Raw genomic sequence first — 12314 nt, 5'->3', positions numbered from 1 at the left:
AGGTTTCACAGGTATCTCAATCCAATTCTACACTCTTATGGTACCAAGAACTCCCTTCCATGCCCATTACCATCGTTTCTTCATCTCTAACTTGGCAACGTCAAATTGTAAATGATAGACTATTAAATAGAGCGATTGGAGGAGAAGACATGAATACAAGTCAAACGATGTCCATTCACCGGGCATTAGCTGAACTCAAAACATTGAACGATCGAATAGCTAAATCGATTCAGGAAGCAGACTTCATCGCAACGGATCGAAAATCCGCACAAAAAATTAATGGTCTTTCCATTGAAGATTATGAGAAAACCATTCAAGCAGGTTTTGATAAATCCGTATCTCTTATCGAACGACGCAATCTAATTAAAGAGGCTGTAGTTCAGTCCAATGCTGTCACACACGTAACCGTAGCTGGAGAAACGATGACAGTCGCTAAAGCAATCGAGCGTAAAACTTCTATACAGCATGAAGAAAGTTTACTTGCTGCCATGGTGTCTGCACGTAGAAAAGCCATTAATCGACTTTCTGTGGAAAATGACACATTGACGCAAAGACTAGAAGCGTACTTAACCGAAATCTTAGGTAAGAAAGAGAACGCTAAAAAAGAAGAGGTCGAACTCCATACGAAATCTTTCATGGAGCGAAATGAGTTTGTTCTAATCGACCCGCTGCATCTCAATAAACGAATTGACGATTTGGAAGAAAGCATCTCCAATTTCAAAACAGAAGTAGATGCAGTCCTTTCTGAATCGAATGCCGTGACACAAATTTCAATTTAAATTTTTAGATTGCATGGGTAATTGAAAACGACATCCACAAGACCCTTCTTTTCCGCGTTTTCTTTGGGACAATAAGTAAAACCGGACAACCTACTTTAATTACTTTTATCGCAAAATAGTAGACGTAACGGAAAAGCTTAACGCTCAGCGCTCAAAGCTTAAAACTTACACATTAAAGTTCTTACCGGTTAAATCTCAAAGGTTAACAGTTAAGGCTCTTTCAAATCTTGGGAGTTCAGTTACGGGATTCTTGTGTTGGCCCTTCGTTATCTGCCAAGCTGATTATGCTGTGCAATTCAGAAAAAACCGTTGAGGGGATTCAGTTTCCCTCAACGGTTTTCTTTTTATCTATAAGTTGAATGTGTTCTCCATAACTCTTAGCATAGTGCATGCCTTCAATCGAAAGTGTATCTGGCAAGTCATCGGTATTAAACAACAGGACTCGCTCGCTGTATGTTTCTCCATTTTCGCCATCTAAAAGATCCGCCCGTAGTGTAGTGTGAAGAGGTGTAGATTTCCCTTTTGTCTGGATGGAGACACCTTCTAGTAGGACATCTTGTTCAGTCGCAATCGTTACTTGAATACCTTCCATTGTTTTTTCGATTTTACGAATGATTAGCTCCTTACCATGGATTTCTTCAGATTGGTCATCGTCTCCGGATACCGCAATCGCTTCGTTTAGTGTTTGATAGCCCACAAATTTGTCCACAACGATCTCTAATGTGTCGATTTTCGCTGGTAAACGGTCAAAGTAAATTTCAATGTCTTGCCCGAAAATTGCTGATTTGGAGCTAGACCCGGTCAATTCAACCGGTTCTCCATTCGCAAGTAGTTGAACTCCTCCTCCCCCTAACTGTATACGGTCAAAGTTATTTACATTCACTTTTGCTTGAATGGTGGTGCGGCTAGGTGTCGCAGTGATCGAGTCAAAACGGATCGTTCCTTGGTCAACATGGACTTTTTTGCGAATCGACTGTTTCAGTTCAGTTTGCATGGCTAGCTTAGGGTTATAAGGGAAAGTAATTTCTTCCTGCTCAGTTCCTTCGTTGTATCTATACTCTAATGTTAGTTCTTTGGCAAACGGACTCACTGCTTCGAACGCTTGAATCCCTTTAATTTCTGTTCCCTCCTCATTCTTAGAAGATGTACCATAAGTCGCAAATGCCTTTGTCCATGAACCACGAAGCCTGTCAAAATAAGATTCTTCCACGACCCCTTTTGAATTTTTCACTGTGTAATAGAGAATGGATTGGTTTTCATCTGTCAGCAACGCGTCCAAGTACAGTTCAGTTCCATCAGAGAGAATTACTTTTTTCTCAATCGACTGCCCACCGCCTTCTTCATTCAATTGAGCGAGCGTTTCCGTCATTAATTCATCATAACCAAGCAATTTCTTGCCAAAATAAGCAAATGCATTGTAGTTGTAGCTTACAAAGGAAAGCAACATTATGGCTGCGGCGACAGCTATCCATTTTGGAGCTTTGTTTTTACGTCGCGGAGGCGTTTGTTCTAGTGCCACCCGTAAACGTTCGTTTAATTCTTCAGGAGCTTTATTATTCTTTAAACGCTCACTTTCTTTTTCTAAATACTTTTCCAACTCATTCATTCCATTCACCTCCGAATTGCTCACGCATTTTTTTCAGTCCTTGAAAAATACGGGATTTCACGGTTCCGATTGACACGTTCGTCATGTCGGCAATTGTTTGAAGGTCTAAATCATGTAAATACTTTAACTCAATCGCTTCTTGCTGGTTCGCATTAAGCGTACTCAACATATCTTTCAGATCCATACGTTGCTCGGTCTGTGTAAAAGAGTTAGTGGCATCGGTAGTTATGATTGGTTTTTCGAAACTTTCATTCGTGTTCTCCATTGGGACAATCTTATTTTTCTTCTGTAACAGCTTTTTACATCGATTCACTAGTATCGTTTTACTCCAACTATAAAATGCATCTTCTTTTTTCAGCTGAGGAATTGAATGATACAAACTCACAATCATATCTTCCATCGCATCCATCGCATCATGAGAATTCCCCATATACGTTAACGCCAATCGATAGTAAGCGTCTTGCTGCTCGCTAATTAGTTGCAGTAACGCTCCCTTATTCCCCTTTTTCGCCTTCTTGACCAACCTGACGACCCTCATTTCCTCACCTCTCCCTTATAAGAGTTTCCAGACAGGTAAAAAGTTCATTTCATACTTATGTATTTGCACGTTAGACTAAAATTACTTTGCTCACATGCTAATCGTTTACTTTTTTGGTTGTCAGACGTCTTACCCTTGCCACCGTCTAATTTTCATGATAAATTGATGAGAAGGAAAAATTTCATACTAAAAATCAATCTGTATAACCTCGATAATATGGTTCGAGGGTCTCTACCAGGATCCGTTAAGTCCTGACTACAAAAGAAATTTTGTAGTCGGGACTTTTTTATATTTTCAAATTCGATAAAGAATAATAGCAGGAGGAGATTAGTTGGACATTCGTGTATTTTTATTAGCCATATCGGCAATTACAGTAGGCTTGGTCGAACTGGTTGTAGGTGGGATTCTGCCTGTGATCGCTGAAGATTTACAAGTTTCAATTGCGACCGCTGGGCAACTCATTACCATATTTGCATTGGTCTATGCCCTCGCTGGACCTGTGTTGCTGTCACTAACAGCTAAAATCGAACGGAAAAAGTTATATTTACTAACATTATCGGTATTTTTCTTAGGAAACGTATTCACATATTTCAGCACAACCTTTGCAATGATGATGACTGCTAGGGTTTTAACTGCAGCAAGTGCAGCGTTAGTCATCGTCCTATCCTTAACCATCACCGCCCGCATTTCAAAACCAAATGTACGTGCGAAAGCATTAGGTTATATCTATATGGGAATCAGTTCTTCCCTTGTACTCGGAGTACCGATTGGAATCGTCATAACGAACGCATTCGGATGGCGAACAGTTTTCCTTGGAATCGCACTCCTAACAATCGGAAGTATCCTTTTGATCCGTAAGTTTTTCGATGAAATTCCAACTGGAGACGTGCAACCACTTCGTGAACAACTGAAAGCCTTATCCAACAAAAAGATCGTATTTGCACATTTAGCAACGATGTTTATGCTCGCAGGTCATTATACTGTGTATGCGTATTTCACACCGTTTCTTGAAACAACGATGAACCTCAGCGCTTCATCAATCAGTATCTTTTACTTTTTGTTCGGTATCGCAGCCGTTCTAGGTGGCGGTTTTGGCGGAGGGCTTGCTACACGCATTGGCTCTCAAAAGAGTATTTTAATCATTTTAGGGACATTCTCTATCAGTCTGTTCATCCTACCTTATTCAACATTTTCAATGCCTGTTTTCATCATTGTCATGATGATATGGGGTGCTCTTAGCTGGGCACTCGCTCCAGCTCAGCAAGAATATATCATTCAAACAGATCCTGTATCATCTGATATTCACCAGAGCTTTAACAATTCCGCACTTCAAGTCGGAATTGCCCTTGGTTCAGGTGTTGGTGGTATTGCCTTCAGTCATACAGGTAGCGTAACCAGTATGCCTGCCGTAGGTGGTTCTATCGTCATTATTGCGTTTGTTTGTGCAGCGATATCACTGTCGATGGCTGTCCAGAAGAAAAAATCGCACAGCAAAACGACTCCGCAAGTTTCTGAAAGAACACATTAAGCCATAGAAAAGTAACTGTCCTCAAGAAAATGGACAGTTACTTTTTTATATTCATAGGAACGTCTCAGTTTCCAATTCTGATCGAATAATCCTTATTTTTTAACGCGTCTAAAATACTCAGAGCAGCAAGGTGACTTGTCTTTGGATTATTTGGCATCGGATTGTTTTCGATTTGCAACTTCATATTCCCAAAATCACCATCTGCCTCTATTACATGGGTATTCCGCTTGACTGCAGGATCTACTACTACCTGTACTCTCGTCTTCTCAATACCAATTCCAGCGAGGGCTAGCACCAAAGCAACGTTCATATTTCTAGGAAACTTTGGAATTGCTTCCCTTGCAGAACCATCAAAAAGCAGTTCTTCTCCATGATTCGCTTGAAGTCCAAGGGAAGCAGGAGATTTCCTAGTGGTGATTTGCACATGTTTCAATCCGTTAACAGCATTCGCAGATTTTAACAAATCCAATCCACCAATCGCACCTGAAGGAAGTGAAACTTGTACCCCATTCGATTCCGCGAGTTCTTTCAGTTCATCGAGCAACTGGATATCGTTAAACACGCCAATACTACTCACAATCAAATCTTTCTTGCTAGTCACAACGGCTTTTATATAGTGATTCGCTGCTTCTATCGTTGCGGCTTCCACTACCATAGTAATAGGTGCGTCTAAAAAATCTTGAAACTCCGTATGGAAATCGATTCCATAGCGCGTCGCAAGGTTCTCCCCTACTTCGCGATTTCGACCGAATAGCGCTATGACCTCACCGTTTAACCACTTTTCGTCATTAATTTTCTCCAATAGATAGGTTGCGATATTGCCTGTCCCTATGATTCCTATTTTCATGCAATTCCTCCTGATTATATTGTTTTACTAGTAGAATTAGATACTCTCATCATACCTACTTTCACCAGCAATCCCAATACTTTTCATTTCTAAATTGAATTTTTACAAATAATCTATATAATAGAGGTCAAAAAGATATTGAGGTTTTAACTATGAAAAACTACTTGTCGTTAACAGATCATGTCTATAATTATATCGTCGAGCAAATCAATAACGGGACACTCACAGCTAACAAAAAAGTGAATGAGAACGCGATTTGCGATGCGTTGAAAGTAAGTCGGACGCCTGTACGAGAAGCACTTATTCAACTTTCGTCAGAAGGATTATTGGAAAATATCCCTCGAAAAGGATTCATCATCAAGAGCTTGACTACTGAAGAAGCAAAAGAAACGTATTTGATCATTGGCGCATTAGATGGTTTAGCCGCTTCCTTGACCACACATTTGCTGACAGACAAACACCTGAAGGAAATGGAGTTCTATATCGAAAGCATCGATTTGGCCATCAATACCGGAAATTTCTCCATGTATCACAAAATGCAAGAATCGTTTCATAATGTCTATTTATCCATCTGTCCGAATAAGAGTCTTGTCACTTTGTTATTACAGTTAGAAAAGAAGTTTTTAAAGACATTCGATTGGATGGAAGATCCGATATGGACAGCCAACAAGTTAAGAGAAACCAATCATGAACATCGCAAAATGCTTGAATTATTCAGAGAAGGCAAAACGACTGAATTAGAAAGTTACTTGAAGGAAGTCCATTGGAATGCTGAAAAAGCTGAGCTTATCCCCCTATAACTAAAAAGCAACTTGTTAAAAAATTCTGCATCTCTATGCGGAATTTTTTTATTGTAAAAAATAAAATATAATGTACAATATACAATATAATTAATTGACTAACAGTTCAGACTCATAAATCGATTGTTAGGAAGTTGAAAACTGCTAGGAGGTAGACACAGCATGAATAGTCATAATTTTAAGTTAGCAAAACAACTGCGTCATGATTTACACCAACATCCTGAGCTCTCAAACGAAGAAGTATGGACCAAACAATATTTAATGGACTTTTTGAAAACGCATACAACTCATTTTGAGATTGTAGATAAAGGAACTTGGTTCTATGCGATTTATCGAGCTGGAGAGGGAAAACCATCCATTGCCTTCCGAGCCGATTTTGATGCCCTTCCTATGGACGAATTCATCGACCTCCCCTGGGCCTCTCGATATCCTGGAAAAGCACATAAGTGCGGACATGATGGGCATTCAGCAACACTTGCAGCTTTTGCGCTGGAAGTTGATCAAAACGGGGCGGACCAAAATATTTTCTGCCTCTTCCAGCCTGCTGAGGAAACGGGAGACGGTGCGATTCAATGTGTTGAGTTCATCGAAGAACATCAAATCGATGAGATTTACGCCTATCATAATATGAGTGGTCTTCCCTTTAAAACGGTTGCTGTTAAAGATGGCACGATGTTGTGTGCATCTAAGGGGATGACTATTCAATTAACGGGTTCTCCCGCTCACGCAAGTCAACCTGAAAATGGTAAGAACCCCTCTCTAGCAATCGCATATATCGTACAAGAGATTCCGAAATTCATTTCACCAGAACTTAATGAGGGACTAGTTCTTTGCACGGTTGTCCAAATCGATTTAGGCGAGAAAGCATTTGGATTGTCTGCATCAAAAGGAACGATTCGCTTGACCATTCGTGCCCTACATGAAAAAGAGATGGACCGACTCCAAGAAAAGCTAGAAAACTTTTCAACAGCACAAGCAAAAGAACATGGTTTGCAAGTTGCATTCGAGTACCAAGATGAGTTCCCTGAAACAGCGAACGATAAAGAGTGTTCCGATAAAATCCGTCGTAGCGCAAAAGATAACAAGATGGAAATTATCGAATTAGAAGATGCATTCCGCGGTTCTGAAGACTTCGGATACTTTACAAAGTTAACCAAAGGAGCCTATTGCTTCGTTGGAAATGGCGAAAATTATCCGAACGTTCATACGAGCGAGTATGACTTTATAGATGAATTGATCGAAACTGGAGTTGCACTTTTTAAAGGAATCGCAAAAATCTAAAGTTAATCGATATGGGGAATTGGGGGAAATTGTATGTCAAAGAAGGATAAGCGTAAAGGGTTTAACTTTCCACACGTATACATCATGTTTTTACTCGTTATGCTACTAGTAGTGGTTTTGTCATGGATTGTGCCTAGTGGGCAATATGAACGTGTGGTCGACCCTAAAACAGGAATTGAAAAACTAAACACGGATGTTTTCAATTATGTCGATCAAGAAAATGCAATTGGATTTATGGATTTCTTCTCGGCTCTCCACAATGGGGTTGTGCAATCTGCTGACATCATTGTCATGTTGCTTTTTGCCAGTGGTGCGCTTTATCTTCTTGAAAAGTCTGGTGCGATTGCTGCAGGGATTCACAAACTCCTGCGTGTTGCTGCTGGAAAAGAAAAACTTATTATCTTTGTTTTACTCACTGTATTCGCGATTATGGGAACAATCGGATTCGGTGAAGGTGGAATTCCGTTCATCCCACTGGCAATGGCAGTTGTGATGGGTATGGGGTATGACCGAATGACCGCATTTGCGACATCTACAATGGGTTTAGCGATTGGATTCACAGCAGGTGCCGTGAACTTCTATACAACAGGTGTCAGTCAATCGATCGTGGGCTTGCCCATCTATTCTGGCCTTATGTTCCGGATTATCTCCCTAGTCATCTTCATTGCGATAACCATAGTGTACATTCTTCGTTATGCCAACAAAACAAAAGCAGATCCAACGAAAAGTATTGTAGCAGACGAATATTTAGCACACTTGGAAAATGCAAAATCAGCTACATATGAAGAAGAACCCTTCACATGGCCACGAAAATTTGCACTACTTGGATTAGTTGCAGTGTTAGTTGGTAGTGCGTATGGTGCGATTCAACTCGGTTGGGGAATGCCTCAATTGTCTGCAGTCTATGCAATCTATGCCGTATTCTTAGTCATCATCTTACGTTTGTCACCGAGTGAAGCAGCCGCTGATTTTGGGATTGGTGCTTCAAGACTTTTGCCAACAGCTCTGGCTATCGGGTTTGCTCGTTCTGTTATGATTTTGATGACGCAAGCTGAAATTATAGATTCAGCCGTACACGCATTGGCTGGCCTTTTAAACGACACTGGATCTGTTGTAACGTTATTCGTATTGTTTTTAGTTGTGATATTCTTCAACTTCTTTGTTGTTTCTGGAAGTGGAAAGGCATTGATTTTGATGCCAATCATGGGACCATTAGGAAAAATACTTGGCATTAACCAGCAAGTAATGGTTGTTGTGTATCAATTCGGCGATGGTTTCACGAATTACTTGTGGCCCACTTCCGGTGGATTAATGGCCGCACTCGGGATGTCGAATGTGAATTATGCGGACTGGGTAAAGTTCTCGTGGAAGTTATTCATGATTCTCCATTTCGTAGCATTCATTTTAATCGTTATTGCTCAATATATCGGACTTGGACCAAGCTAACATTGGAATCATTAGTACATAAACAAGGGAGATGTTTTCATGACGAGTACGGTAGAAAATATGAAGAGGTATGAAGAACAGATAATCCATGATAGACGATATTTGCATCAAAATCCGGAACTTGGATTTGACTTACCTAATACGCAACGCTTCATTCAACAACGGTTGGACGAAATCGGGATTGACCACAAGCCATGTGGAAAAGTTCCCGATGAAGTCCGAAAGAAGTATGCACGTGCTGGTTTTGCAGAGCAAGCGAATTGTACAGGAGTGATTGCAACAATTGGTTCAGGATCTCCTTGTATTCTACTACGTGCAGATATGGATGCATTACCTATTGAGGAAGAGGTCGAATCAGAGTTCAAGTCAACAAAACCAGGCCTTATGCATGCTTGTGGACACGATTCCCACGTTGCGATGCTGCTTGGTGCTGCTCAGATTTTGAAAGACCAGGAAGCTGAACTTCAAGGGACAGTGAAATTATTTTTCCAGCCTGGTGAAGAATGGGGATACGGTTCAAAGCTAATGATTGACGACGGCGCTCTTGAAAATCCGAAAGTGGATGCAGCGTTCGGAATTCACATCATGCCCGATCAGGAAGCCGGCACCCTATCTGTTACGAAGGGTACAATCACTCAAGCAATGGATTCGTACATTGTTGATATTAAAGGCTATGGCGGTCATAGTTCTCAGCCGCATAAGACAATTGACGCCAATATGATTATGAACCAGCTGTATACAAGCTTGAATCTGCTCATGACTCGCGAATCGGATCCGAAACAGAATGTGACGTTTTCCGTTGGTTCGATGAGTGGCGGTACTGTAACCAATGTCATTCCTGAAAGAGCTGTATTAAGTGGAAACATGCGTAGTTTCGACCAAGCCACACGTGATCATTTGTGCGAAAGGATCCCAGAAATGATTGACCACGTCGTGAAAGCATGGCGTGGAGAGTATACAATTACTGAATTCCATACACCTACAACATATAACGATCCTACCTTTGTCGATCAAATCAGTGATTCATTGGAAACCGTAATGGGATCAGAAAACATGGTGGACTTAGGAGCCATCAATGGTTCTGAAGACTTTTCATATATTTCTCAAAATGTTCCGTCTGCATTTGTTATTTTAGGGACGGGTAAAGAAGGAGAAGCACCCGTTCACAATCCAAAAATGATTCAAGATGAAGATATCTTTAAATATGGTGCTGCATTACATGCACAGGTTGCAATGGATTGGTTGAAAGGTCAGAGTTAATTAAAAATGGAACGACAATTGCTCGTGCACGAGCAATTGTCGTTCCTTTTTATATGTTAGATGATGCAAGAAGCAAATGGTTACTTAACGACAAATTGAATCGATATGATAGATGATTGTTTTTCGAATACGCTCCGAATCTAGTCGTTCCGGATTTAAGACGGCGTGGATGGCGATTCCGTCAATTAGCCCATATAACCGCTCGATTTCCATCTCCATCTGACACGTAGATTTCAGCAACTGCTGGTCCTGCAGAAATCCGAGCAATCGTTCCGTCATTTCTAAAATTTGATCATCCGGAACGTCAATCGTATCACTTCGATGTTTGACATAGGCGATGAATGCAAACCATACTTCCATCTCAATACGAGTATCCGTATTAACAGGTACAATCTCCAAAATCATTGCAATAACCAACTCTTTGGGAGAAAGTGATTGCAGTAAAATCTTTTCAATTCGTTTTTTTGCTCGTTCTCGAACTAAATCCATCGCATATACTAGCAAGTCATCCTGGGTTTTAAAGTAATAACGAAGCGCTCCTAATGATAGTCCCGCTTCTTCCGCTATATTTCTTACTGTCGCTCCTTCCATCCCTTTATCCAAAATCACTCGCCACATAGCTTCTGCAATTGTATTTTTTCGTTCATCATGATTCACAATTTTAGGCATATCTTAGTTTAGCATAGTTAAATAAAACAGTTGTACTACAAAGAATTCTCCTGTATACTTCGTTTTAATACAGCTGTGCTAATTAGGAGGTTCTTCATGAATTTTGTTGCATATCTAATCATAGCTTGTGAAATTAGCTTTTGGGCCGTCATCGCCCTCGGCCTCACTATCCGATATGTGTTCAAACAAAAACAGCTTGGTCTTTTTATTCTTGCTCTAGTTCCTTTGATCGATGTGATTTTGTTATTGGTCACAGCAATCGACCTTTACCAGGGAGCGACAGCCACAGTTGCACACTCCATCGCACCGCTTTACATCGGTATTTCCCTGGCATTCGGAAAAAGTATGATCCAATGGGCAGACGAACGATTTCAATATTACGTAACAAAAAAAGGGCCCAAACCAATTCGAAGAACAGGATATCCACATGCCATCCATTCTATGAAAGGTTCGCTTCGCCACGTCTTCGCTTTCGCCATTGGGGCTCCCATGATCTTGTTTGTAAAATGGTATATCGATGCACCTGAGCGAACACATGAGTTCGATAACACGCTACGTCTTTGGACGATTATTTTAGTTATTGACCTTCTCATATCAGTCAGCTATTTCATCTGGCCACGCCCTAACCGTACAACTAGTAAATCTTAAAAGAATAAGCTCGTGCTTCCTTTCAAACCAGAAAGACTGTTCCTTTCACCCCATTCAATCGTCACTCTAAATATCCCTATAATCATGACCTTGTTCTATAGAAGCCATTATATTTCTATTAAAGCAAAACTCCACAGAAAATATTTTCCAACTTTTCACACAATTAAAAGGAAATAAGATATACTAGCTATAGGAGGTGCATTTACTATGAAGAAATTCATCCTTTCGTTAGTTAGTGGGAGTGCAATAGGAATCATCCTTTCTTTTCTATTCATGGATTATCAAAAAACAGGTTATGAAATTCTTGATCAGGCAGGCGTTGCCAAAAGAACGGTAAAAGATATGGATTTTGAGTTCGTTTTTAATGCCTCCCTGCTCATACTCGGATGCACACTAATTATCTACCTTATTTGGACGTATATAGAAAAGAAAAAAGACGATACATTTTACAATGAATTCAATAAAAAATAAGGAGTGGTCCTAAAAGTCAAAAATGACTTGTAGGATCACTCCTTTTCTAGTAACAGACTTCGTTATACATAGGTTGCAATTGCATCCAACACAACTGATTGATTGATTTGGTAACGGGTTGCCTGCCAGATGGCTTTTTTGCCTTTGATAATGAGCAGTTGTGGTGTTTCGTGTTTAACACTTGTATCTAATTCCACCGCATTCGATACTTTCTTATCAAGCTGTGAAATGACCACATATCTCGGAATATCCGTCACGAGAGACTCCATTTCCTTTTTGGCGGTCACACTGCTTAAACTCGTCATGCTCAATTTAAATAGAAGAAACGGTTGTTCATCAGATTTCTCTAGTAGCATCCGCCACTCTTCTATTGTTTTTAGTCGCTTCATTTTGAGGACTCCTCACTTTCAATTTAACTACTCAAATTTCGGTAGTTTGAGT

13 protein-coding genes and 1 riboswitch are annotated in these 12314 nt (G+C 40.3%); of the genes, 8 read left to right on the top strand and 5 right to left on the bottom strand.

The window, feature by feature from the left end; genetic code table 11:
• Positions 1-149 precede the first annotated feature (149 nt).
• Positions 150-779 carry a hypothetical protein gene (locus M3197_RS13945; RefSeq protein ID WP_251662194.1) on the top strand — a complete coding sequence of 210 codons (630 nt, stop codon included), beginning with the start codon at positions 150-152 and terminating at the stop codon, positions 777-779.
• Positions 780-1098: 319 nt separating this feature from the next.
• On the opposite strand, the gene M3197_RS13940 is transcribed toward M3197_RS13945, so the two are convergent.
• Positions 1099-2385 (bottom strand): DUF4179 domain-containing protein, encoded by a 1287-nt coding sequence (locus tag M3197_RS13940; RefSeq protein ID WP_251662193.1) that lies wholly within the window; start codon positions 2383-2385, stop codon positions 1099-1101.
• Positions 2378-2923 carry a sigma-70 family RNA polymerase sigma factor gene (locus M3197_RS13935; RefSeq protein ID WP_251662192.1) on the bottom strand — a complete coding sequence of 182 codons (546 nt, stop codon included), beginning with the start codon at positions 2921-2923 and terminating at the stop codon, positions 2378-2380. Before M3197_RS13935 ends, M3197_RS13940 begins: the two co-directional genes overlap by 8 nt.
• A 178-nt stretch (positions 2924-3101) precedes the next feature.
• A riboswitch (purine riboswitch) is annotated at positions 3102-3201 on the top strand.
• 53 nt (positions 3202-3254) lie between these two features.
• Here M3197_RS13935 and M3197_RS13930 point away from each other — a divergent pair.
• Complete coding sequence (locus M3197_RS13930) at positions 3255-4451, top strand: MFS transporter (protein ID WP_251662191.1); 1197 nt, start codon at positions 3255-3257, stop codon at positions 4449-4451.
• Between the two features lie 64 nt (positions 4452-4515).
• Here M3197_RS13930 and nadX read toward each other — a convergent pair whose 3' ends face one another.
• The gene (gene nadX / locus M3197_RS13925) at positions 4516-5298 is read right to left on the bottom strand and encodes an aspartate dehydrogenase (RefSeq protein WP_251662190.1); all 783 of its coding nucleotides are present in this window, start codon (positions 5296-5298) and stop codon (positions 4516-4518) included.
• Between the two features lie 152 nt (positions 5299-5450).
• On the opposite strand from nadX, the gene M3197_RS13920 reads away from it, so the two are divergent.
• The 4 genes from M3197_RS13920 (at position 5451) to M3197_RS13905 (ending at position 10085) form a co-directional block, all read left to right on the top strand.
• Positions 5451-6098, top strand: coding sequence for a GntR family transcriptional regulator (locus M3197_RS13920; RefSeq protein ID WP_251662189.1), 648 nt, complete (start codon positions 5451-5453; stop codon positions 6096-6098).
• Positions 6099-6260: 162 nt separating this feature from the next.
• Positions 6261-7379, top strand: coding sequence for a M20 metallopeptidase family protein (locus M3197_RS13915; RefSeq protein ID WP_251662188.1), 1119 nt, complete (start codon positions 6261-6263; stop codon positions 7377-7379).
• 33 nt (positions 7380-7412) lie between these two features.
• Entirely contained in the window at positions 7413-8825 is a 1413-nt protein-coding gene (locus M3197_RS13910) for a YfcC family protein (RefSeq protein WP_251662187.1), read from the top strand.
• A gap of 39 nt (positions 8826-8864) precedes the next feature.
• Complete coding sequence (locus tag M3197_RS13905) at positions 8865-10085, top strand: M20 metallopeptidase family protein (protein ID WP_251662186.1); 1221 nt, start codon at positions 8865-8867, stop codon at positions 10083-10085.
• Between the two features lie 84 nt (positions 10086-10169).
• On the opposite strand, the gene M3197_RS13900 is transcribed toward M3197_RS13905, so the two are convergent.
• Positions 10170-10754, bottom strand: coding sequence for a TetR/AcrR family transcriptional regulator (locus M3197_RS13900; protein WP_251662185.1), 585 nt, complete (start codon positions 10752-10754; stop codon positions 10170-10172).
• Between the two features lie 96 nt (positions 10755-10850).
• On the opposite strand from M3197_RS13900, the gene M3197_RS13895 reads away from it, so the two are divergent.
• Together M3197_RS13895 and M3197_RS13890 are read left to right on the top strand one after the other, a co-directional pair.
• Positions 10851-11402, top strand: a complete 552-nt coding sequence (locus M3197_RS13895; protein WP_251662184.1) for a hypothetical protein — start codon at positions 10851-10853, stop codon at positions 11400-11402.
• A 207-nt stretch (positions 11403-11609) separates the two neighbouring features.
• Positions 11610-11873, top strand: coding sequence for a hypothetical protein (locus M3197_RS13890; protein WP_251662183.1), 264 nt, complete (start codon positions 11610-11612; stop codon positions 11871-11873).
• Between the two features lie 62 nt (positions 11874-11935).
• Here M3197_RS13890 and M3197_RS13885 read toward each other — a convergent pair whose 3' ends face one another.
• Positions 11936-12262, bottom strand: coding sequence for a monothiol bacilliredoxin BrxC family protein (locus tag M3197_RS13885; protein ID WP_251662182.1), 327 nt, complete (start codon positions 12260-12262; stop codon positions 11936-11938).
• Positions 12263-12314: the final 52 nt, after the last annotated feature.

Origin of the sequence: Sporosarcina aquimarina (genome assembly GCF_023715615.1) — a bacterium.
Lineage (GTDB): Bacteria > Bacillota > Bacilli > Bacillales_A > Planococcaceae > Sporosarcina > Sporosarcina aquimarina_A.
Note: the sequence above shows the minus strand (reverse complement) of the source record. Positions and strands in the feature narration are given on the sequence as shown.

Coding starts and splice junctions, on each gene's coding strand:
- M3197_RS13890 (WP_251662183.1), top strand. CDS start 11,610: ATGAAGAAATTCATCCTTTCGTTAGTTAGTGGGAGTGCAATAGGAATC.
- M3197_RS13935 (WP_251662192.1), bottom strand. CDS start 2,923: ATGAGGGTCGTCAGGTTGGTCAAGAAGGCGAAAAAGGGGAATAAGGGA.
- M3197_RS13945 (WP_251662194.1), top strand. CDS start 150: ATGAATACAAGTCAAACGATGTCCATTCACCGGGCATTAGCTGAACTC.
- M3197_RS13900 (WP_251662185.1), bottom strand. CDS start 10,754: ATGCCTAAAATTGTGAATCATGATGAACGAAAAAATACAATTGCAGAA.
- M3197_RS13940 (WP_251662193.1), bottom strand. CDS start 2,385: ATGAATGAGTTGGAAAAGTATTTAGAAAAAGAAAGTGAGCGTTTAAAG.
- M3197_RS13885 (WP_251662182.1), bottom strand. CDS start 12,262: ATGAAGCGACTAAAAACAATAGAAGAGTGGCGGATGCTACTAGAGAAA.
- M3197_RS13915 (WP_251662188.1), top strand. CDS start 6,261: ATGAATAGTCATAATTTTAAGTTAGCAAAACAACTGCGTCATGATTTA.
- M3197_RS13895 (WP_251662184.1), top strand. CDS start 10,851: ATGAATTTTGTTGCATATCTAATCATAGCTTGTGAAATTAGCTTTTGG.
- M3197_RS13920 (WP_251662189.1), top strand. CDS start 5,451: ATGAAAAACTACTTGTCGTTAACAGATCATGTCTATAATTATATCGTC.
- nadX (WP_251662190.1), bottom strand. CDS start 5,298: ATGAAAATAGGAATCATAGGGACAGGCAATATCGCAACCTATCTATTG.
- M3197_RS13905 (WP_251662186.1), top strand. CDS start 8,865: ATGACGAGTACGGTAGAAAATATGAAGAGGTATGAAGAACAGATAATC.
- M3197_RS13910 (WP_251662187.1), top strand. CDS start 7,413: ATGTCAAAGAAGGATAAGCGTAAAGGGTTTAACTTTCCACACGTATAC.